The 21,284-nt window shown below is 61.2% G+C and carries 22 protein-coding genes; 10 read left to right on the plus strand and 12 right to left on the minus strand.

The window, feature by feature from the left end; genetic code table 11:
- Window positions 1-459: 459 nt before the first annotated feature.
- The 3 genes from AB5Y48_RS16550 to AB5Y48_RS16560 form a co-directional block, all read right to left on the minus strand.
- Window positions 460-864 carry a toll/interleukin-1 receptor domain-containing protein gene (locus AB5Y48_RS16550; RefSeq protein ID WP_368165163.1) on the minus strand — a complete coding sequence of 135 codons (405 nt, stop codon included), beginning with the start codon at window positions 862-864 and terminating at the stop codon, window positions 460-462.
- 40 nt (window positions 865-904) lie between these two features.
- Window positions 905-1,834, minus strand: a complete 930-nt coding sequence (locus tag AB5Y48_RS16555) for a hypothetical protein (RefSeq protein WP_368165165.1) — start codon at window positions 1,832-1,834, stop codon at window positions 905-907.
- A gap of 164 nt (window positions 1,835-1,998) precedes the next feature.
- On the minus strand, window positions 1,999-2,142 hold the full coding sequence (locus AB5Y48_RS16560; protein WP_368165167.1) for a hypothetical protein: 144 nt from the start codon (window positions 2,140-2,142) through the stop codon (window positions 1,999-2,001).
- Between the two features lie 887 nt (window positions 2,143-3,029).
- On the opposite strand from AB5Y48_RS16560, the gene AB5Y48_RS16565 reads away from it, so the two are divergent.
- The 4 genes from AB5Y48_RS16565 to AB5Y48_RS16580 all read left to right on the plus strand — a co-directional run bounded on the left by AB5Y48_RS16565 (window position 3,030) and on the right by AB5Y48_RS16580 (window position 6,227).
- A complete protein-coding gene (locus tag AB5Y48_RS16565; RefSeq protein WP_368165168.1) occupies window positions 3,030-3,788 on the plus strand; it encodes a hypothetical protein in 759 nt (252 codons plus the stop codon).
- A 278-nt stretch (window positions 3,789-4,066) separates the two neighbouring features.
- Window positions 4,067-4,462, plus strand: a complete 396-nt coding sequence (locus AB5Y48_RS16570) for a hypothetical protein (protein WP_050665693.1) — start codon at window positions 4,067-4,069, stop codon at window positions 4,460-4,462.
- 3 nt (window positions 4,463-4,465) lie between these two features.
- Window positions 4,466-5,536 carry a hypothetical protein gene (locus AB5Y48_RS16575; protein ID WP_368165170.1) on the plus strand — a complete coding sequence of 357 codons (1,071 nt, stop codon included), beginning with the start codon at window positions 4,466-4,468 and terminating at the stop codon, window positions 5,534-5,536.
- A gap of 241 nt (window positions 5,537-5,777) precedes the next feature.
- Complete coding sequence (locus tag AB5Y48_RS16580) at window positions 5,778-6,227, plus strand: glycine zipper 2TM domain-containing protein (protein WP_136614571.1); 450 nt, start codon at window positions 5,778-5,780, stop codon at window positions 6,225-6,227.
- 101 nt (window positions 6,228-6,328) lie between these two features.
- On the opposite strand, the gene AB5Y48_RS16585 is transcribed toward AB5Y48_RS16580, so the two are convergent.
- The 3 genes from AB5Y48_RS16585 to AB5Y48_RS16595 form a co-directional block, all read right to left on the minus strand.
- Window positions 6,329-7,549 carry a DEAD/DEAH box helicase gene (locus AB5Y48_RS16585; protein WP_368165172.1) on the minus strand — a complete coding sequence of 407 codons (1,221 nt, stop codon included), beginning with the start codon at window positions 7,547-7,549 and terminating at the stop codon, window positions 6,329-6,331.
- A gap of 147 nt (window positions 7,550-7,696) precedes the next feature.
- A complete protein-coding gene (locus AB5Y48_RS16590; protein WP_368165174.1) occupies window positions 7,697-8,173 on the minus strand; it encodes a hypothetical protein in 477 nt (158 codons plus the stop codon).
- Entirely contained in the window at window positions 8,170-8,511 is a 342-nt protein-coding gene (locus AB5Y48_RS16595; RefSeq protein ID WP_368165176.1) for a DUF805 domain-containing protein, read from the minus strand. Before AB5Y48_RS16595 ends, AB5Y48_RS16590 begins: the two co-directional genes overlap by 4 nt.
- 177 nt (window positions 8,512-8,688) lie before the next feature.
- Here AB5Y48_RS16595 and AB5Y48_RS16600 point away from each other — a divergent pair, with 177 nt between their 5' ends.
- From AB5Y48_RS16600 to AB5Y48_RS16610, 3 genes are all read left to right on the plus strand, one after another.
- On the plus strand, window positions 8,689-9,723 hold the full coding sequence (locus AB5Y48_RS16600) for a helix-turn-helix domain-containing protein (protein ID WP_368165177.1): 1,035 nt from the start codon (window positions 8,689-8,691) through the stop codon (window positions 9,721-9,723).
- Between the two features lie 116 nt (window positions 9,724-9,839).
- Entirely contained in the window at window positions 9,840-10,298 is a 459-nt protein-coding gene (locus AB5Y48_RS16605; RefSeq protein ID WP_082177928.1) for a GNAT family N-acetyltransferase, read from the plus strand.
- 63 nt (window positions 10,299-10,361) lie between these two features.
- Complete coding sequence (locus AB5Y48_RS16610; protein ID WP_368165179.1) at window positions 10,362-11,207, plus strand: class I SAM-dependent methyltransferase; 846 nt, start codon at window positions 10,362-10,364, stop codon at window positions 11,205-11,207.
- Window positions 11,208-11,278: 71 nt separating this feature from the next.
- On the opposite strand, the gene AB5Y48_RS16615 is transcribed toward AB5Y48_RS16610, so the two are convergent.
- Window positions 11,279-13,321 carry a TonB-dependent receptor gene (locus AB5Y48_RS16615; protein ID WP_368165181.1) on the minus strand — a complete coding sequence of 681 codons (2,043 nt, stop codon included), beginning with the start codon at window positions 13,319-13,321 and terminating at the stop codon, window positions 11,279-11,281.
- Between the two features lie 191 nt (window positions 13,322-13,512).
- Between AB5Y48_RS16615 and AB5Y48_RS16620 the strand changes: the two genes are divergently transcribed.
- The 3 genes from AB5Y48_RS16620 to AB5Y48_RS16630 all read left to right on the plus strand — a co-directional run bounded on the left by AB5Y48_RS16620 (window position 13,513) and on the right by AB5Y48_RS16630 (window position 16,186).
- Window positions 13,513-14,622 (plus strand): YeeE/YedE family protein, encoded by a 1,110-nt coding sequence (locus AB5Y48_RS16620; protein ID WP_368165183.1) that lies wholly within the window; start codon window positions 13,513-13,515, stop codon window positions 14,620-14,622.
- Window positions 14,623-14,877: 255 nt separating this feature from the next.
- The gene (locus AB5Y48_RS16625; RefSeq protein WP_224160776.1) at window positions 14,878-15,291 is read left to right on the plus strand and encodes a DUF4440 domain-containing protein; all 414 of its coding nucleotides are present in this window, start codon (window positions 14,878-14,880) and stop codon (window positions 15,289-15,291) included.
- Between the two features lie 292 nt (window positions 15,292-15,583).
- The gene (locus AB5Y48_RS16630; protein ID WP_368165185.1) at window positions 15,584-16,186 is read left to right on the plus strand and encodes a pentapeptide repeat-containing protein; all 603 of its coding nucleotides are present in this window, start codon (window positions 15,584-15,586) and stop codon (window positions 16,184-16,186) included.
- 6 nt (window positions 16,187-16,192) lie between these two features.
- Here AB5Y48_RS16630 and AB5Y48_RS16635 read toward each other — a convergent pair whose 3' ends face one another.
- The 5 genes from AB5Y48_RS16635 to AB5Y48_RS16655 all read right to left on the minus strand — a co-directional run bounded on the left by AB5Y48_RS16635 (window position 16,193) and on the right by AB5Y48_RS16655 (window position 21,275).
- Entirely contained in the window at window positions 16,193-16,831 is a 639-nt protein-coding gene (locus AB5Y48_RS16635) for an exopolysaccharide biosynthesis protein (protein ID WP_050665705.1), read from the minus strand.
- Between the two features lie 122 nt (window positions 16,832-16,953).
- Window positions 16,954-17,958 carry an adenosine deaminase gene (gene add / locus AB5Y48_RS16640; protein ID WP_050665706.1) on the minus strand — a complete coding sequence of 335 codons (1,005 nt, stop codon included), beginning with the start codon at window positions 17,956-17,958 and terminating at the stop codon, window positions 16,954-16,956.
- Between the two features lie 135 nt (window positions 17,959-18,093).
- Window positions 18,094-18,903, minus strand: coding sequence for a sugar-phosphatase (gene yidA / locus AB5Y48_RS16645; RefSeq protein WP_368165188.1), 810 nt, complete (start codon window positions 18,901-18,903; stop codon window positions 18,094-18,096).
- A gap of 70 nt (window positions 18,904-18,973) precedes the next feature.
- Window positions 18,974-20,659 (minus strand): DUF342 domain-containing protein, encoded by a 1,686-nt coding sequence (locus AB5Y48_RS16650; protein WP_368165190.1) that lies wholly within the window; start codon window positions 20,657-20,659, stop codon window positions 18,974-18,976.
- Window positions 20,660-20,801: 142 nt separating this feature from the next.
- Window positions 20,802-21,275, minus strand: coding sequence for a glycine zipper 2TM domain-containing protein (locus AB5Y48_RS16655; RefSeq protein WP_050665708.1), 474 nt, complete (start codon window positions 21,273-21,275; stop codon window positions 20,802-20,804).
- Window positions 21,276-21,284 lie beyond the last annotated feature (9 nt).

The following is a 21,284-nucleotide window of genomic DNA, read 5'->3' on the forward strand; positions in this document are numbered from 1 at the left end:
TTGGCCTCGACGGGTTTCGCCTGCCCTTCGGGCCGGGGCGAGTGACTTTTCTTTGCGTGGCCAAAGGACCCTGGGTTCGATTAGCCGTCAGGTGTCATCGGACGTTTGCTCTTGGTCTGGGGCGTTTGATGCGGCTGCGCCGTATGGGATGCGAGGCCGTTGGCCTCGACGGGTTTCGCCTGCCCTTCGGGTCGGGGCGAGTGACTTTTCTTTGCGTGGCCAAAGAAAAGTCACCAAAAGAAAGGCCACCCCCCGCCAACCCGACCGCTGCGCGGTTTCCCTCGGGTCGGTCGCCAGGTCGGACGGACCGCAGCACACGGCACATCCTTGTGCCGCCTGCGGCTGCGCCATCATCCCTGATGGCGCTCCTGACCCTGCTCCTTCCCCTCGGCGGGTTGGAGGGGGCTCCAATACCGTGCCCGCCTGCGAATGAGGGGCATGGCGTCGATCTACTGGCCGCTACGCGGCGCTCAGAATGGTGGGTGTCCCATTTTCACTAACAGTTCTTAGGCCATCGTCAAAGCTGGCTCGAAAATCTGCGTAAAGCTTACCTCTGGCAAATAGGGGGATATCACAGTCTTCCAGTAGTACAGGCATTACAACAACTCGCTTTTCTTCGAGCTCACGTAAAAAACCTGAGGAAAGCTCTCTTTTACACCACTCGGAAGCAATCGATGCTTTTGACAAAATAACTAAAAGCGCACTAGCACCGTCTACCGCCTCCTGCACTTTATCGATAATTGAGTCACCAATGCTTAACTCCCATCGATCAAGCCAAACATTTACATTTCGATGAACTAGCTGCATCGCGAGCTTGTCTACGAAGTCTTTATTTTCATGTGAGTAACTTATAAATATTGGCATAAGTAGATTTATTCTCGATTTACATGTGAGGCATAACGCCTCAAGAAGCGGCGCGCTTTTCAGCGTCCGCCTTGCTTGACTTGTTAGGTTTTGGATTCGCGGTCAGCTTTATAGCTTTTGTTGGAAGCACAAGCTGTATGCTACCATTTTTGCCATACAACTCGATCTTGGTATTTGTTCCAACGTTGGTAAATAGAATGTTTGCGTTTTTAATGGTGCATACGTCACTACATACCAAATCATCTATCAATCCATCATTAGAATACGCTTCTAGCGTTGACTTATACTCTTTGGCATCTATGTGCAGATTAATAGATTCTTGTCTAACACCCATGGTTTCAAATGTTGTTCGGGTTACGCCGCCACCTACTTGACCAAACAATAGAGGGGCAGCATATATTAAGATATAAAAAACATTATTAACTATCTGTGGATTGATGGGTTTAGTATTTATTGGCTTGCCGCTAGAATCGAACAGCTTATCACTTGCACTAATACGTTTTGAGGCATTCTCAATCAGCGTGTAGATGAAGCCAATTAGGAAAAGCGCCCCAAATATTGCCATAAAAGAATGACCTTTGGAGTAGCCAACCCCAAGAATCACAATGTTTGTAATGAAGCCACTGCCCAAAACCATTAGCCAGTCAGATTTGGGTAACGGAACAAAAATGTCAGTCTTGGTATTTAATGTTTTAAGAATTAAGTTTATCGGCTTTGCAAAAATCGCAACCCAAAATGTACTAGCGATAAAAAAGGCGAGTGTAACTACAGAATAATAGAAGCCAAAAACAACAACCACCCACAAGAAAAACAAGGTGTCGGCTATAGTTAACCCCGAAGGATAAAAGTTAATGCGGCCACAATAATAGATTACCAATATTGCGCCAATAACCGCACCTGCTACACCAAATGCTCTAGAGTGTTCCTTCACTGCATTAGTTAAAGTACCAACCAATGATCTGTCTTCCATATTTATTCCTGTGCTGATGTGAGAAACTGTCTACTTTTGGTGGGTAACTTGGAAACATAACAGTGATTAGATGGAAGGCGGTGCTAATCCGTTAGCAGAGAATTCCATATAACTCCGTAACGTTTTTATCGCCACCAAGTGAAAACCATCATTAAATCATAATGTTACCAGCTTGCTTCTGGTGCCAAGCGTATTCGCTTGATGTCCTCTTTTTGCGCCACCATTACGACTGTATAAAAACAGTGCATGGGTTGCTCATAGAAAGCGCCGCCAAACCATGCCTGCGTGAACAGGTCAGAAATGAACATGAGGCCGTCACCATATTGAGTGGGTCGTCGTGGACAACTCTCGGCTATCCATTTCAGCCGGCAAGGCTACCGCCCCTGAATGACAGCCTCCAGTCTGCTGCTGTTAACCTGCGATGTTGCGTAGGCTGGGCTCATGGGTGACTCCGATGAGGCGGTTGCCAAACGGCTATGTTAGCGAGTGGCGCGGGGGAGGGAAGCAGGAGACGATGGTTTCCTGAGCAAGATCAATAAATTAATCACCAATGCGTAGTGTGGGGTAACACAACATCGATAGATCATCAGAGGGGCAGGGTATTGGCTCCCCCTTCAATCCGCCGAGGTGAGGGAGCAAGGTCAGGAGCGCCATCAGGGATGATGGCGCAGCCGCAGCGGGGCATGGATGCCCCATCTGCGGCGCTCCGTCCGACCTGGCGACCGCGCCGAGGGAAACCGTGCAGCGGTCGGATTGGCGGGGGAAGGCCTTCTTGGTGACTTCTTGGGCCAGCAAGAAGTCACTCGCCACAGCCCGCAGGGCGGGCGAAAAAATATCGAGGGCGGAGCCCTCGTGTCCCATGCGGCGCAGCCGCATCAAGAGGCTTGTCGTAGGCAAGGAGCTCGACCGAGCTCCTCCAGGTGGGCGGGCGAAACCCCTATGCGGCGCAGCCGCATCAAGAGGCTCGTCGTAGGCAAGGAGCTCGACCGAGCTCCTCCGGAAATCTGGGACATCCACCCTTGTGATAACCGCCTGGTGGTGCGCTACGACGATGCTGGGCCCGCTGCGCTGGCTGTGGCGATCTTGGTTGCGCCACTTCTCGTTCCCCCTCTCTGTCGAGCCGGCATGGCCGCGACGTTTGGTGGGGGGGGAGTGGCTATACTTCGGGAAAATCGCCCCTGGATAGCACTGCACTATGCGCTTTTACTTCTGCCTGCTGTGTCTGGCCTTTGCCCTTCCGCTCGACGCAACGCCGATTCGGATCTGTTACGAGCAGAGCGAAATGCTGCCTTATGCCCGGGGTGAGGGGCCAGAGGTGCCGGCCGACCCTGGGGTGATTCCTGCGCTGCTCAAGCAGGCCGGTGCCGACGCTCGCCTGGATCTCGTTCTCTACCGCCGCCCCTGGAAACGTTGCCTGCTCGATCTTGAGCAGGAGCGGGCGGAGGGTGTCTTCCCCTTGATCTGGACTGCCGAGCGCGAGCAGTGGGCCGCGTTTCCCCGATTGGCAACGGGCGAGCTGGATCCACGGCGTTATCTGTGGGAAGGGGTCTACTCGATTTTTGTTCGTCATGGCACCACGCTGCAGTGGGATGGTGAGCGTTTCAGCCAGATCAAAAACGGCGTTGCCGCCCCATCGGGCTATGTTGCCCAGCAAACGCTCAACCGGCTTGGGGTCCAAGGCCCGCAACATCTTGAGGTAGAAAAGGGATTGTGGCTGGTGGCGATGGACAGGTTGGACGGGTATGTGATCGACCGCCATATCGGTGAGCATCTGATCCGCAAATATGGGCTCAATGACAGCCTGACGACCCTTCCCCTACCGCTGATGTCCAGCAAGTGGTATCTGGCCCTCTCCAGGTCTTTCGTCAGTGGTCATCCCGACAATGCCCAGGCCCTATGGAATGCGCTGGAAAAAGTCAGGCTCGAACAGACAGCAACTGTCACCACCAGGTAGTGGCACTCCTTGTCTCGCTGCCTGATGGCGGTGGGTGACGGCACTGCACTATCCGCGAGGATGCGTCCCCAGGATGCCGATATACCCAGTGTTGTGATTGCCGCATTGCGGTCGGTGTCGTCCGGGATTATCCCCTTTTAGAGGGCGGTCTTTCAGGCCCGTGGTATGAGCACGACATGGTGAAAAGCTAAAAATTCTGGCTCAATAGTTATATATCTTGATGCATTTCAATTATAAGTTTTCCCCCCGTACAAGAGCCAAGGTATCAGGGGTGTTTAATGAATAAGGAAGCGTTGATCAATCAATGGTTATCCGATATGTCGGGCGACCAATGGCAACTTGAGGATGGCGAGTGCCATCTTAGTAATAGCGACGGAGAGCACTATTGCTCTATTCAGTTGACCTCATCCAGATTATTAATGATGTTTCCCATTCATCCCGCCGCATTGCCGCAGGATGAGGAGTTGCACAAGAATCTGCTGCTGCTCAACAACCATCCCGAAATTATTGGTTTTGCGTCATTCTCATTGGCCGAAGATAACCTCACCGTGGTGCTGTCGACGGCACTGCCGTGTGAGGCCATCAGCACTCATTCGGTCGCCGATTTTTGGCAACGCTCCAATCATGCGCGCAATGGATTGTTTGCGGCCATTATCGATAGGGAGGGGCGTTGAACCATGTTGATTAACAGCGCCCTCGGGCATGTCGCGATTCAGAATCGACCGGCGACGTCTGAAGCACCAGCGAGTGCCAGTGGCTTGCGGCAGACATCCAGCGTCGCGGCCCCGCTTGCCAACCCCAGAGCCTCCCTCGATACGCCGGCGGCTGCGTCCGCCCCCGATCTGAGACAGATCAAGGCCACCAAGGTCTCACTGGATGACAAGCCTGCGATTGACGCCATCAAGACCACTCTGATTGCCGATGCCGCCTTGGCAAACTTCCCTTATACCCAGGATATGGGAGAGCTTGGGGGGGCGACCGCAAAGGGATGGGGAACCGGCTCGGGGCACTTGCTGCAGGCACTGAGTGTCGGGCCGGGACAGAAGAATATCGGTGACAATGGCATCCTTACCAAGAGCGGCCTGACGGCTTATCTCTTCACCAATGAGAGCACCAGAGAAGCACGCATCGTCTTCGGCGGCACCACCTCGGGGGAAAAAGCCGGGGACCTGAATACCCGAACCCTGGGTAACCTTGCCACGACGGCCAAACAGTGGCTGGCAAATATAAAAAATGTCTTCTCGCGCACGCCGGATAGTTATAAAGAGGCGGCGAAACTTGTCAGTGATGTGAAGGATCAATTGCCTGCCGGTTATGCATTAAGCGTGTCTGGTCACTCCAAGGGGGGTGGCGAATCCGCTTACGCTGCCATGATGCTGGGAGCAAAAACCGGTGAGCCGGTGAAGTCGATCAACTTCTCATCCGCTGAGCTCGGCGCCAAATTGAAGCAGAATATTGCCAGCGAACTGGCAAAAGGCGGGATACAACCCGACGCCATCGCCGGCAAGTTTGAAGAGCTGGGCAAGGAGATATTGCATATCAAGATAAAGGGCGATCCCGTTCCTAATATGCACAAGTTTTTTGGCAGCATCTCACATATCGGAAGAACCCTGACATTGCCCAACGATAATAAATCGGTCGCACATCTTAGTGAGCATGTGGATTTCTTTAGCCGCGTTGCCAGTTGGAGCCATGCAGGCTCGATGTCACATCACCAGCTGATCAACCAGCCGCGGATCTACGGCTAAGTCGGCTCGCTCACTTCGGGCTTCCTGCTCCGTGTTGGCCACATGGGGCGCACTGTGTCACGGGGGCCCGATTTTTCCAATTCCAGGAAGATAAATCCCCGTTCCTTTGTCTGCGTGATGGTGCGCCCGATTCGGTTGTCATGAGGTGGTGGCTCCATGTTTGGCAAGCCTGCAGTCAGCTTCTGTGATGTAGGCTCGCGATGGGTCAAAAAATCGCCACAGGAGCCATATCGTGAAGAAAATGTCCTTTATCACCACTCTTTTTATCTTGGCCGCATCGCCTGTGATGGCGGGCACCAGTGCCCAGGTGGAATATGGCACCGTGCAGCAGAGCCGGCTTGTCACCAAGACCAGTGAGTCCGCATCGCAGGGGGCCAAGCCGCTGCGCACCATAGGGGGAGCAGCCCTGGGGGCGGTCGTTGGCAACCAGTTTGGTGGGGGTTCGGGCAAGACTATCGCCACCGCGACGGGAGCGATCGCCGGTGCCGAACTCTCCCGCCGTCGACAGGGAACGCAGACCGAGCCCACGACACAGCAGTCAGTGGAGCTGCAAATCAAAACCGACGGCGGCAAGTTGATCAACGTCGTGCAGGATCAGGATCCCCAGCTGAGCTTCAACAAGGGGGACAGGGTGCGTATCCTGACCTCGGGTTCGGATACCAGTGTCGACAAGTCTGTTGTGACCAATTGAGTTTCTGCCCGCTCTAAATTGGGACACCCACCGCTCTGATAGCCGCGTAGGGTGATGGGGGTCCCTGCCTGGTGACCTATGCTCCGGTTGGCAGCAGAGGCTTACCCCCTGCCTTTGAACTGCTTGATGCTGCGCTTTGCCTGGGTGCGGCGATTGGCCTGTTTGTCACGGGGCGGGCGTTTGCCGGCGCCGCTGGTGGGTTGGTCGGTGACCGGGAAGGCGGCCAGGGTCTCCAGCGGCAGTGCTCGCCCGGTGAGGGTGCGGATGGCGGCAAGCGTCTCGGCCTCCCCGTGGCAGGTGAGGGAGATGGCGAGTCCGCTGCGCCCGGCGCGGGCGGTGCGGCCGATGCGGTGCACGTAGACAGGGGCGTTGGCCGGCAAATCCAGATTGATCACCACCGGCAGCGCCTCGACGTGGATGCCGCGCGCCATCAGATCGGTGGCCACCAGCACCCGCACCTTGCCCTCCTTGAACTCCCCGAGCGCCTGCTCGCGCACCGCCTGATCCTTTTCCCCGTGCAGGGCCGCCACCGGGATGCCGGCCTTGGCGAGCTTACGGGCCACGCCGTCGGCGTCGTCCCGGGCGCTGATAAAGACCAGTACCTGCGGCCAATCGTGGGTGTTGAGCAGGCTGATGAGCGCCGGCACCTTGCTGCTCTTGTTGACCAGATAGAGCCGCTCTTCGATGTCGTCGGCCACGCTGTTGCGCGGATCCGCCTCGACCCGCTCGGGATTCTTGAGCAGACCGGTGGCCAGCGCCTCCAGCTCGCCCGGCAGGGTGGCCGAGAAGAGCAGGGTCTGCCGCTCTTTGGGCAGCAATCCAAGCAGGGTCTGGATATCGGGCCAGAAGCCCATCTCCAGCAGGCGATCCGCCTCGTCCAGCACCAGCAGGCGCAGCGCCTCCAGAGTCAGTTTCTGCTGGCTCAGCAGATCCCGCAGCCGCCCCGGGGTCGCCACCAGCAGTTGGGGCCCCTGTGCCAGCCCGGCCTCTTGCTGCTCCTGCGCCACCCCGCCACACAGGGTGACCCGTCGCAGACCCATGGCGGTTGCGAATGGTTGCAGCGCGTCGCTCACCTGGGCGGCCAGCTCGCGGGTTGGCACCAGCACCAGCCCTTGCACCCGGTCGTTGGCGGGGTCGAGGCGGGCCAGCAAGGGCAGGCCAAAGGCCAGGGTCTTGCCGCTGCCGGTGCGGGCCAGCGCCAGCAGGTCTCGCCCCGCCAGCACGGCCGGAATGGCCAGCCGTTGCACCCGGGTCGGGCGTTGCAGATCGGTGGGCAGGGCCGCCAGCAGGGCAGGGGAGAGGTCGAGTTGGTCAAAGGTCATGGGGCTATATGGATCGGCAAGTGGGAGGCGAAGTCTAGTGAGCGAGGGGCCAGAAGTAAAACCCCATGCCCATGAGTGAGACCACGGGCGGCGGACATTGGGGCGCCCAGAGCGCCGACCGCCATGAAGCGGGAGCCCCAATCTCGATCATTGGCAGCCCGGCCCGGGGTCATCGTCCAGCAGCCAGGAGATCCAGCGGCGCCTGGTGTTCAGGACAAATCCCTCATCCGCCGCGATCCCGTTGACGATAACGCCATCGGCGGCGCTCTCCCCCGTGCCGAAGGCGAAGCGAAAGGCATCGTGGGCGACGCGTTCGCCCTTGAGCAAGGCATCGTTGAGTGCCTGACTCATGACGATGATGGTGAGCCCGTCGCTGGCCTCGACACCCACACCGCTGCGCGCCACCTTGCCGACGGCGACCGGCATCCGGATAGAGCAGTGGCGCCCCTCCTTGTCGACCGTGGTGTAGATGCCTTCACCCACCCGCCCCTGCATCCAGAGCAGCTCGCCCCGGGTCAGGCTCGCCACCTGTAACAGCCCGAGAGCGCCCTGGGGAAGCGGATGGGGGTCCTGTGCAGAGGCCATCGGGGCGCAGAGCACGAGCAGCAAGAGGAGCCGTCTCATGGTGCCACCTCCTCAGCGGAGATGGTGCCGGTTCCCTGCATCGCCAGCAGGTAGACCAGCACCAAAGGGCCCACCAGAGGAGCAAAGAAGACCCAGCCCCACCAGCCGGAGCGCCCGGTGTCATGCAGCCGGCGAATGATCAGGGAGATGAGGGGAAGGGTGCTGGCCACGCCATAGCCCAGATCCAGCCAGCCAAGCGCGGCCAGACGCACATCCAACAGGATGCAAGTTAGGGTAACCAGCAGGTGAAACAACATAAACCACCAGCACTCCGGTCTTGAAGAGCGACCGGAAAAGTCCAGGGCCCGTTGCCACGCGAGCAGATAGAAAGAGAACATGGATGAACACCTCCAACGTGATTAGGTGCCCCATCCTGGCCCGAGTGCCGGCTCCCGGCGTCCTGAAACGGGTTCGAGGACGACCTCAAACCGCTCCTGCTCCCCGGTTCGCTTCTGTGAATCTGCAAAAGTCGTTATGCTGGCACCGCCTGATAACGGGCTCAATCGGGGTCAACCATGCTGGCCATTCCAATACCCTTTATCGTCTCTTCCCTGTTGGGACTGCTGGCCGCTCTCTTGCTGGTGCGACTGGGAGAGAAGGCGAAGATGACCGCCCTCTTCCTGTTGTTATGCGTCGCCACCATGGGCCTGGTGGGACTGCGCTGGACATTTCATCTGGCGCTGCTTGGCCAGCTTCAGCCGCTCTTTGCCTCACTCATCCCCGTCGCCGCCTGGTATCTCTTCACCCGTGCCGACGGGGAGCCGACCCGGTTCCCCTGGCGCCATGCCTGCGGGCCCGCACTGGTGCTGGTCAGCCTGCTGACGGCTCCCCGCTGGGGGCTTCCCCTCGATGGCATATTGACGGGGATCTATCTCTGCTACGGCATTGCCCTGATGCGCTGCTCGGCCCGGGGGCCACTGCTGCTACACATCGCTTTTCATCAGTGGGAGGGGGTCAGGCGGGCAGAACATGTGGCGGGCTGGATGCTTCTGTTCTCGGCGGCCATCGATGGCGCCATCTCCCTCGACTTCGCCCTGAACCAGGGGCGGTTGTCGCTCTATATCGTCACCCTGGGCCACCTGATCCTCTTGCCCGTGCTGGCGGTGGCCGTCGTCATGGTGGGGGTCAGCCTGCCCGAGGTGGAGGAGCCTCCCTTGCCGACCAACGAGGGGGTCGACAGGGAATCGGCGCTGACCCCAAAGAGAGCCGGTGAGATTGTCATGAAGCTGGATGCCTTGATGAAAGAGCAGGCCTGTTACCTGGATCCCGAGCTGACCCTCTCCAGACTGTCGCGAAAACTGGGCATCCCCGCCAAACAGATCTCGATGGCGGTCAATCAGGTCCACCGCCAGAGCATCCCCAGGGTCATCAACGACTATCGCATCGCACATGCCAAGCAGGCACTGCTGACCACGGACGAGAGCATCACCCGGATCTTTATGCAGGCCGGTTTTCAGACCAAATCCAATTTTAACCGGGAGTTTCAGCGTATCACCGGCATGACCCCCAGCCTGTTCAGAAAACAGGGGGATAGGTCTGCCCCGTCATGAGATAAAACCGGTTGTCGCCAGATGATGGCGAGTCCCGACGGGGCTCGCGCCATGGATGGTTAACAGGGCTGGCACGGTTGAGGTGCGGCCAGGGAAAGGATTGAAAGGAGGTCGTGATGATAGAGGTTCGTATCGATGATCTGGCGTCGGCCGAGGTGCAGTCGCTGGTTAGCGAGCATCTGGCCGGCATGCAGAGCAACTCGCCGCCCGAGTGCGTGAATGCGCTCGGGATCGAACGCCTGCGTGCGCCCGGCGTCACCTTCTGGGCGGCGTGGCTCGATGGTGCCCTGTGTGGCTGCGGTGCCTTGAAAGAGCTAGACCCATGGGCCGCAGAGGTGAAGTCGATGCGCACTCGCGCCGCCTGTCTGCGCCGCGGCGTGGGGCAGGCGATCCTCGACGAGATAGTCCACGAGGCGCGGCGACGCGGTTATGCCCGACTGCTGCTCGAGACGGGAACGGGCCCGACCTTCGAGGCGGCTCATCGGCTCTATCTTCGCAACGGCTTCGAGTGGAGTGACCCCTTCGGCGACTACCAGGCCAGCGAGTTCAACCTGTTTATGGCCAAGGCGCTCTGAGCGGCACCCTGTCGCCGACAGGGTTCAGGCGCTATAACCCATAGAGGCCGGGAGGAGAGGATCATGTCGGGACAAAAGGGAGTCAATCAAGCCATCGAGACCCACTACACCCGGGCGGATCTCGGCGACGTCATTCTGGCGGCCCTGGCAAACGCGGGCAAGGATGTGAACCGGCTTACCCCTGCCGAGCTCGCCCCGGTCGATCAGTTTCATATTCGTGGCCGGGCGGCGACCCTGGAGCTGGCCCAGGCGGTTGGCCTCGACGACACGAAACGGGTGCTCGATGTGGGCAGCGGGGTCGGCGGCACCTCGCGCGCTCTGGCGGCCGAGTTCGGTTGTCGGGTGACCGGCATCGATCTTACCGACGAGTATTGCCGGGCGGCGACCCTGCTTACGGCCAGAACCGGGCTGACCCACCTCGTCGACTATCTGCGAGGGGATGCCACCCGCCTGCCCTTCGAGGACCAGAGCTTCGACGTGGTCTGGAGCGAACATGTGGCCATGAACATCCCGGATAAGGGACGACTCTATCGGGAGATGCACCGGGTTCTCAAACCCGGAGGGACCCTGGCCATCTACGATGTGCTGGCCGGCCCCTGTGGCCCGGTACACTTCCCGGTGCCCTGGGCCCGTACGCCACAGACCAGCTTTCTGGTCTCTCCCGATGAGCTCAGAGCCTTGCTCGAGGGGACGGGGTTCGTGATAAGCGATTGGGTCGACAGTACCGAGGCGGCGCGCCACTGGTTTGTGGCCCTGGCCGGGAAGATCGCCCGCGAGGGGCTGCCCGCCCTGGGGTTTCACCTGTTGCTCGGTCCCGACTTCAGGGAGATGACCCACAACCAGGGGCGCAACCTGCAGGAGGGGCGCATCGCCCTCGCCCAGGTGGTGGCTCGCAAGGCATGGGGGTGAGGGGATAACCCGAATGGCCGCATCGGCCGAAGGGATGAAGCGAGGGGGAGCCGACGCTCCCCCTTGTTGGATCAGAAGCGATAGGTGGCCGTCAGGTTCACCTGAAGCGGGGCGCCCGGCATGATCTGGGCGGCGCTGGTGGCGCTCACGTAGTAGGCCTTGTCGAGCAGGTTTTCCACGGCGAGCTGGGTCTCCCACTCGGGCCAGCGGTAGCCGGCGCGGGCGTCGACCCGGGCATAGCCCGGCAGCACAGTGGTGTTGTCGCTGTCGGCGAAGCGATCTCCCACCGCGGTGAAGCCACTCTCCCCAAACCAGCCCAGACTGCCCTGCTGATAACCCACAAACAGCTCCCCGTTTTGGCGCGAGACGTTGCTCGGGCGTTTGCCCCGATAGCGGGCCTCGGCCTCGACCAGCTCGGCATCCTGGAAGGCGACCCCTCCGCGCAGGTAGATCTGGTCGGTGAGTCGGGCGCGGGCGCTCAGCTCGATGCCGTCGGTACGTTGCAAGCCGGTCAGCTCAATCCTGGTCGGATCCAGTGGATCCCGGGTGCGCTTGTCGTACATCTCGAGGCGGTAGAGGGAGAGGGTGGTGGCCAGACGCCCCTCCAGCCAGTCGCTCTTCACCCCGGTTTCATACTGGCGGGTGTGCTCGGGCTTGAGATCGTTGTTCTTGTCTCCCGGGGTGATGCCGATGAGGCCGCCTCCGACCGGGGAGAAAGTCTTGCTGAAAGAGGTGTAGAGGGCGTGCTCCTCGACCGGGTTCCACACCAGGCCGAGGCGCGGGCTCAGGGTGTCGCTCCTCAGCGTCTGTTGGGTGCCCTTGTCGAAGCGCTCTGTGGTGATATCGAAGTGGTCATGGCGCAGCCCCACCAGCAGGTGCCAGTCGCCAAGGCTCATCTGATCCTGCAGATACGCGGCCTGGCTCTTCACCCTGTGTCTGGCGTCACTCGAGAGCTTCATGGGACCGTCATAGACCGGCAGATTGGCCGGGTCGTAGAGATTGCCGCGGGCGATGGGGGCGGCATTCTGCCACAGCCTGGGCGTGCGATGCTGCCACCCTTGCTCAACCCCGATCAGCAGACGGTGGGCGAGGGGACCGCTGTGCAGTTGCCCTTCGGCCTCCAGGTTGGAGCTGAGGTTGCGGGCCTGCAGATCCTGCTGCCAACGGGCGCGGGTCACCTGGTCGCCCTTCACGCCCGTGACATAGGTGTTGTCGAACTGACTGTCGAGGCTGATGAGGCTCAGCTGGTGGCGCAACTGCCACGCATCGCCGAGATCCCAGGTGAGGCGGGAGCGGGCAGCCTGGGCGAGATCGTCGATATAGTCGCGGCGGGTGTCGCTGTAGACGGCGCCGTGAGACACCTCGGCCGGACGACCTGCGACCCCGGGGATGCCCCGATCCGGCATGCGATCGTGCTCGTTTCGCTCATACTGCAGCAGCCAGCTCACCCGTTCGGTCAGATCCCAGTTCAGGGCCGGCGCCAGCAGGGTGCGTTTGCCGTGTACCCCGTCGCGGAAGCTGTCTGTGTCTTCCTGGGCCAGGTTCAGGCGCAGTTGCACCCGCTCGCTCGCCTCGGCGTTAAGGTCGGCCGCCAGGCGCCGGTAGTCGTGGCTGCCGGCGCGCACAGTGACGCTCGACGGCTGCCCCTTCTCGGGCTTCTTGCTGATGCGGTTGACGATCCCCCCCGTGCTGCCTCGGCCGTAGAGCACGGCCGCCGGCCCCTTGAGTACCTCGACCCGCTCTATGTTGCCAAGATCCCGGGTGTACTGCATGTCGTCCCGAAAGCCGTCGAGGAAGAGATCGTTGCCGGCGCTAAAGCCGCGGATGGTGACGCCGTCGAAGCGGGTGTCACCGCTGGCATCGACCCCCGGGATGCCGACCAGCGCCTCGCTCAGGGTCGCCTGGCCGAAGGCGGTCAGCTCGGCGGTTGCCACGCTGTCGATGGTTTGGGGAACCAGCTTGGCCGGGGTGGTGGTGCGGGTGGCGGTGGCCACCTCGGGGTGTTGGGTGCGCTGACCCCTGATGACGAGTGTCTCGTCGGCGGCCCGGGCCGGCGCGAGCGCCGCCAGCAACGCCAGGCACAGCAGAGTGCGCCGCGAAGTGATCTGATGCATGTGATGTTCGTCTCTTGTTGTTGTCGACCTGGGGCCTGAACTCGTGGGTCATCCCACTGAGGGTTGCAAATGATATTTATTTTCATTTGAAGATCAACCCTGTGATCACAGGGTCAAAAGCGATGGTGTCGGACTCAATGAGGTAATAGGATCCCCGCTCCCGTCTCTTTTCCTCATAAGGAACTACAGGTATGAATCGAAAATGGTCGCTCCCCATCGTGGCAATCGCGGGGGGAGCGTTACTCTGGCTTGGCAATACCTTCGGCATGAAATGGGCCCTGATGGCTCTGATCGGATTCGGCTTCGGCTTCACCCTCTCCTTTAGCCGCTTCGGCATCGTCTTCGGTTGGCGCGAGATGCTGACCAAACGCAACAGCTACTACGTGCGGGTGCATCTGCTCACCATCGCCATCGAGATCCTGCTGTTCACCGCCTTCCTCTCCTTCGGCCACGCCCTGTTTGGCAACCCCATGGTGGGTAACGTGATGGCCATCGGCATTCCCTTTATCGCCGGCGCCTTCCTGTTCGGTATCGGCATGCAGCTGGCGGGGGTCTGTGCCACCGGCACCCTCTACTGCTGTGGTGAGGGACAGCCCCGCTTCTGGCTGGTGCTGCTCTGCTATGGCATCGGCACCCTCATCAGCAACCAGTTCCGCCCCGAGCTGGAGTCCACCTTCTCCAGCCAGGTGGTGTTGGCCAGGGATCTGACCGGCAACCTCTGGGGTGGCATGCTGCTCAACCTGGCGCTGGTGGCCCTGCTCTTCGTACTGTTCCGTCGCAGTGAACGGCGACACAGGGGAGAGGTCACCCCCCTGTTTGGGACGGGCAATCTCTTCTGGCGCGATGGCCGCTTCACCGTGCTGACCGGTGGCGTGCTTATCGCCCTGCTTAACTCGGCCGTGGTAGCCCTGCACGGCTCGGCCTGGACCATCACCGGGGCCGTCTATGACATGGCCCTGCGCGGTGCCTCCCTGTTTGGTCTGTTCGAAGGCAGCCCCAAGCTGGCCCAGCCGCTCTTTCTCAACCCCATGGTCGGCATGTTCTGGCTGGGGATCCTGGGGGCCATGTTGGCACGCTGCATCAGCGGTGGCGGTCACTTCGCCCCGATCAGGCTCGGCAACAGCCTGGCGGCCATTCTCGGCGGCCTGCTGATGGGGATGGGGGCCATGTACAGCGCTTGCAACCTGGGGGGCTTCTTCGATGGCACGGCGTCGGGCAGCCTGCACGGCTGGGTCTGGATGCTGATGGCCCTGGCGGGCAGCCTGATCGGCATTCGCTTGCGTCCCCGCTTCGGGCTCTGAGCGAACCGATGACAACGGGAGGCGATGCCTCCCGTTACTGTTTTTGGTCCGCGATGGAGGGCATGCAGGGACGATCCAGGCCCCTCTTATGAGTCCCTGCATATGCGAATGTGGATGAAGGGGCCGCTGGCCCATTAATATAAAAACCACCGCGATGGTTACCCGATGGTAATTAGTTACCTTCTGGTAGCTAATTTACAACCTGGCCAGATGTCATTACTCTTTCTCTCATATTTATTTCAGAGGAAGAGAAGAATGAAAGCATGGTCCCTGTTATGGGTGCTGGCCATATTAATGGCGTCGCCTGCCATGGCAGAATATAAAAAGCCGCAAACACCCGCTGAACTGCATTCGCTATTTGCCATCTATTTCGCCGCCAAGGATCTGAACGGATTGGCCACCCTGTTTCATCCGGATGCCGTGCTGGTCCTCAACGAGAGGGGTGAGCAGGCGAAGGGGAGGGCGGCGATCACACAGGCTCTCGCCGGTTATATGAGTGGCGAGGTTGAGATGATCAACCACGGTGCCTCGATTCATATTAACGGTGACACGGCGCTCGTCCGCTCAAACTGGGAGATTAAGGGGGGCAAGAAGGGGATGGCCCTCGAGGTGATGACCTATCAGGATGGTGGCTGGCGCTATATTATCGATAACCCAAACGGGTTTTGAATACACGCATCAAGATATAAATATTACACGCAGAAAATATGGTGCAACTAATATAATAAGGCCAGCTCTGACTGGCCTTATTTACTTTTTCATGACGTGACTGTCGGTATTTGGCGGGTGGCACATCACACACACCAAGACGAGTGCCCTGTCCGACACGCTGCGCCATGGCCCACCAGGGGCGGCGGAGCCCGCTGTGAGTGACTCATCCCCTGTTCCATGGGCTCTGCCCGGGGTGTTACGCTTCCCCTTTCGCCCGTCCAGAGGGCGCGCCATCGAGGAGTATCACGCCATGTATACACCCTGGGAGCAGGGGGCTTTCTGTCTTGGGCTCCATTTTGAGGGGCTAGAGTTGCCCGAGAGCCAACATGAGCAGGTCGAATTCGAGGAGTGCCGTTTCATCGGGTGCGATCTCTCCGGTGCACAGTTCAGGAACTGTGCCTTCGTCAACTGCGAGTTTGTTCGCTGCAACCTGAGCATGGCGGCGTTCCCCTGGTCCACCCTGGCGGAGGTTACCTTCAGCGAGTGCAAGCTGGTGGGCATAGACTGGACCCGGTTGACCTGGGCCCCCTATCACAAGGAGTTTGGTCTTCGTTTTCACCACTGCCTCCTGCATCACGCCTCCTTCTTCGGACTCACCCTGCAGCGCCTGGTGCTGGAGGAGTGCGGCCTCCACGATGCGGATCTGCGCGATGCGGATCTGACCCGGGCCTGCATGAGGGGGAGCGACTTCTCCCGGGCCCTGTTTCGCCGGACCAGGCTCGGAGGCGCCGATTTTGGCGATGCCACCGGCTATGACATCGATGTGCGGGAGAACGAGGTCAAGGGGGCCCGCTTCTCCCGCTTCGAGGCCCTGGCCCTGCTCGAGAGCCTGGGGCTGGAGTTGGTGGAGTGAGGAGCCTCACCCCAGCAGGTTGACCGCTCCCTGGCCCGCCTTGAGGGCGGCGATACCGAGGGCGGTGAACCAGCCCAGGGTGGCGGTCAGCAGGGTGTAGCCCCCGGCGATCAGCAGGCCATCGCGCTGCAGCATGCCGGCGGCCAGTAGCAGGATGCACCAGGCGGGCAGGGTGTTGGTGAAGGGAATGGCGCCGAGGGGCAGCATCAGCAGCAGGGCGGCGGCGACGATAAGCAGGCCGTTGACCCGGTTGATGGTGTGGCTCTCGCTGAGCATCAGCAGGCGGGGCCGGATAACGCGATCGAGCCTGGCCAGCAGGGCGGAGCCCTTGTGCAGGGTCGCCTTGAGTTGGTCGGTGGCGAAGTGGCGGTCCATCAGCATACGGGGCAGCCAGGGCACCCGATTGAGGGCGATGCCGATGCCGATAAGCAGGATCAACAGGCCGAAGGGGGTGCTGACCCCGGGGATGGAGACCGGCAGCAGGAAGGGCACGGTGAGCAGCAGGCAGAAGAGCAGCATCCCCTGCTCGCCGATCAGCTCCAGCATCTGGCGCAGGCTGACCCTCTCTCCCTGCAGGGCGTGGGCCGTGTTGCTGAGGGTGGTGGCCAGGGTGGTCTTGGGGTCGTTCAGGGGGGCCGATGTCATGGGGCATCCTCGGGGTGGCGGACACCATGCCCGCCGATCGCGCGCAGCTTAGCGGGTGCCGGTGAATGGCCCATGAACGAAACGGGCCCGCAGTGCGGGCCCGTCATCAGTGGCAGTGCGGGTCAGGAGCGGGCGGCGCAGCGCGCGGCCAGGGCCTGTTTCTCGGCCTCGCCGAGGAAGGCCAGGGTCAGACCATTTTGCTGAACCTGACGGATCTCGGCGGCACTCAGGCCGACGGCCGGTGCGGCCACCTCATATTCGTGGGGCAGCTCGATCCCCTCGACCGCCGGATCGTCGGTGTTGAGACAGGCGAGGATGCCGTGAGCCAGGAACTGGCGGATCGGGTGGCGCTCGAAGCTCTCGACCGTGCTGGTCTGCACGTTGGAGGTGAGGCAGGACTCGATGCCGATGCGGCGCTCGGCGAGGAACTCCATCAGGCGCGGATCCTCGATGGCCTTGACCCCGTGACCGATACGCTCGGCGCCGAGATCGCGGATGGCCTGCCACATGCTCTCGGGGCCTGCGGCCTCACCGGCGTGGACGGTGACCCGCAGGCCGGCGTCGCGCACCCGGCGGAAGTGGTCGGTGAAGAGCTCACCCGGGAAGCCCAGCTCGTCGCCGGCCAGATCGATGGCGACCAGAGCATTGGCGTGGGCGAGGCAGGCCTCCAGCTCGCGACGGCACTGCTCGGTGCCGAAGGTACGGCTCATGATGCCGATGAGGTTGGCCTGCACCCCGAAGTCACGGCAGCCGGCGCGAACCCCGTCCACCACGGCCTCCACCACTCCTTGCGGATCGAGCTTGTGGGCCATGGCCATGTAGGCGGGGCTGAAGCGCAGCTCGGCGTAGTCGATACCGGCCCGCAGCAGATCCTCGGCATTCTCGTAGGCGACCCGGCGGCAGGCATCGTAGTCGGCCAGCACGGCGACGCCCCAGTCCAGCTTCTTCAGGAAGGCCACCAGGCTCGGCTCGTTTTCGACGATCTGTACGTGGGGACGCAGTGCCTCCAGTTCATCGGCCGGCAGGGCGATATTATGGCGGCGGCCGAGCTCCAGTATGGTCTGGGCACGGATATTGCCATCCAGATGGCGGTGAAGATCGGTAAGGGGAAGCGAGCGGTCAATCATGGTGGGCCTTCTTCTAATCAATCTGCCTGTAGTGGCTGACATTCTAGGGGGGGATGGGGGAAAAGATAGCCTGCCAGGGGGTGTTCTGGCAGGCAATTGTCCGGGCCGTGACGGGAATCGTTTTTACCGAAAGGCTCAGTGGCCGAGCACGAAACGCTCGATGGCGAGGGCGACACCGTCTTCGTCATTGCTGGCCGTGATGTGATCGGCCATGGCCTTGAGCTCGTCGGTGGCGTTGCCCATGGCGATGCCAAGGCCCGCGTAGTCGATCATATGGCTGTCGTTGCCCGCATCTCCCATGCAGATCACCTGATGTCGCGCGATCCCCAGATGTTCCGCCAGGGCGGCGACCCCGGCCCCCTTGTGGCTCTCGCGGTTCATGATCTCGAGGAAGAAGGGGGCGCTTTGCACCACTGTGTATGCCTGGTAGAGCTCAGCCGGCAGGCGGGCGATGGCGGGACCGAGCAGCTCGGGGGGATCGATCAGCATCACCTTGAGGATCTCCTCCTCGGGGGAGAGGCCGGCGAAGTCGAGCAGGGTGACGGGGAGATCGTTCAGGCGCGATTCGTGCTCGGTGTAGTGGTTCATGGCGGGGGTGATGAGGCCGCGCTCCGGGGAGAAGGCGTGCACGTTGACCCCGAGCTCGGCGGCCAGGCTGGCGATGCGGCTGGCATCGCTCCCGCGCAGTGACTGGCTGCGGATCACACCGCGATCGGCGGCGCGCTGTACCAGGGTGCCGTTGTAGCAGATGACATAGTCCTGCTCGCCGGTCATGCCCAGCTCCTCCAGATAGGCGCTCATCCCCTCCAGAGGACGGCCGGAGGCGAGTACGACCGTCACCCCCTGCTGGCGTGCGGCGGCGATGGCGGCCTTGTTGCGCGCCGAGATCAGCTTCTGATGGTTGAGCAGGGTTCCATCCATGTCGAGGGCGATCAGTTTGTACATACGTCAACTACCTGATGAAGAGGGCGGGAGAGGGCAGAGTCTACTCAAAAGCCGCCGACGATGCGATGACTCAGTGGCCCGCCTTGGCTGGCGGGGTCCAGGGTTGCAGCACCGCTTTCCCCTCCTGGATCTGGATGCGGCAGGGGCCGTGTTCGATCTGGGGCTTGTAGAGGCGATCGGCCAGCTCCACCTCCACCCCCGGGTAGAGGCGTACGGTGGCAGCCACGTGGATGGTGCCAAGCACGGCCGTCAACTCGTCCTGTAGCTCTTCGAGGGCGCCGCTGATCTCCTTCAGGTGAGTCATGTGGTGTTCCCTCTGCTCCTTCAGGCGCAGCAGCAGGGCGCGATCCCGTTTCTCCTGAGGGAGCTTGACCAGCTTGATCAGCAGTGTCTGCATCTTGCCGAGCATGGCCTGGATCTCCCCCTTCTCCTGGGTCAGTTCCTGCTCCCGTGAGTGGAGGGCGAAGTAGCCCCCGAGCACCTGCAAGCGGGTGTGGTTGGCGGCCAGCGCCCCGATCACCGGGGCCTGAATGCTGTCATTGGCGATGGCGAGGCCACCGAGCAGGGTGCCCTTGCGGCCGCTGGCATCGCCGACGATCAGGTTCTTGCCGGCACGGCAGTAGCAGTGGGAGGCCTGGTTCTGGATCAGCAGATCCTGATCGGACTCCAGACTGGCGTACTGGGCGAAGGCGACCGTCAGGTTGCCCTGGGCGCTGAGGCGGCAGGTGAAGGCCTTGTGGTCGGTGGTGCGGTGACCGATGGCCCCGTGCTTGATGGCCAGATGGCCGCCAGCCTGGACCTGGGCCGATTCGACGAAGCCGCCGATGGCGATGTCGCCACTCGCCTTGACCTTCATGCCCGGCTCCACGTCCCCGGTGATGATGAGGCTGCCATTGAACTCCACATGGCCGTGTTTGGCATCCACCGATTTGATGGTGAGCAGGTTGTCCACCACCATGGTGTTCTTGTCGTGCCTCGGCATGCCGGCCCGCAGGGCGACCAGCAGATTGGGGTTGCTGGCGCTGATCTCGCTCCCTTCTCCGGCGCTGAGGGGCAGCTCCTTGCCCGGCTTGGGGGGCAGGGGTTGTCCCTGGACGTTGACGCCGGGTTCCCCCTGGGTGGCCGGATGACGCCGCAGCAGAGGGGTGCCGGCCTGGACCGTGGTGAGGGTGCCGAGATCGCGCAGATCGACCCGTCCATTATCGAGCTCGCGGGGTTTGAGGACCCTGTCGGCCATGGTCTCGACCAGGGATTCGAAGCGGCAGTCGAGGCCATTTTTGGCCGGGATCCCGCGGGCGATGGGGAGCACTTGCTCACTGCCTGCCTGGGCGTGATGCATCATGGCCACCGCCTGACGCTCCAGATCGGGATTCTGGCCGACCGTGACACCGGCTGCGGCCATCGCCTCTTGCAACCGATCCAGGGTGAGAGGCTCCCCTCCCCAGTCGGCCACAACGGCGACGTGGGCCGTCATCTTGTCTTTGTCGATCTGGATCTTGAGTTGGGCATCGCGTCGCACCGCGATGCAGAAGCGATCGATGGGGGCGGGGAGTTCATGGGCGGCCTGCAGGGCATTGAGGCGAGCAACCGCCTGTTTTATCCCCTCCAGCTGGGGTTGCCAGCGGTGCCAGGGGGAGGACTTGAGCAGGGCCTGAAGCTGGTTTTCGCTGCAACTGGTGGCACTCTTGAGGCGCAGGAAAAGCTTATCCTGATCCTCGCCGTCGGATCCTGCTTCCAGCCAGCTCTGATCCAGCATAGTGCCTCCTTAGTCACCGGCAGTATCCTGAGTATTTGTCAAACCGGTCAATGGGGGGATGCCAAATCGGTGATCTCTTGCAGGATCTGACAGGAAAAAACAAAAAAGGCCCCGAAAGGGACCTTTTTTACCGGCGCTGTGCTCAGTTGATGACGGCGACGTTGACCCGTCCATTCCCCTGGCTCATGCGCACCTTGGCGCCCGGCTGGAACTTGGCATCGGCCTTCTGTACCACGGCGATCACTTCGCCGTTGTCCTTGCGGATCTCCAGCTCGACCCCGTCGACCTGGTTCACCTTGTCGTTGATGGCCTTGCCGGCTGCGGCGCCGGCGATGGCACCCCCGGCGGCGGCGATATCGCGACCTGTGCCACCCCCGACGGTACTGCCCAGCAGGCCGCCGACCACGGCGCCGCCTATGGTGCCGAGCAGGCTGCTGTCATCGGCCTGGATCTTGACCGGACGTACCGCCTGGATGGTGCCATAGGTGACGGTTTGCACCTGCTTGGCGCGGTCGGCGGTGTAGACGTCGCCGGAGTAGATGTCGCTATTGGCACAGCCTGCCAGGGAGGCGGTGATCATGGCCAGCAGGGCCAGTTTCTTGCTCGTGTTCAGCATGGGGAGTCA

Origin of the sequence: Aeromonas sp. R6-2, from assembly GCF_040908155.1 — a bacterium.
Taxonomy (GTDB): Bacteria; Pseudomonadota; Gammaproteobacteria; order Enterobacterales; family Aeromonadaceae; genus Aeromonas; species Aeromonas schubertii.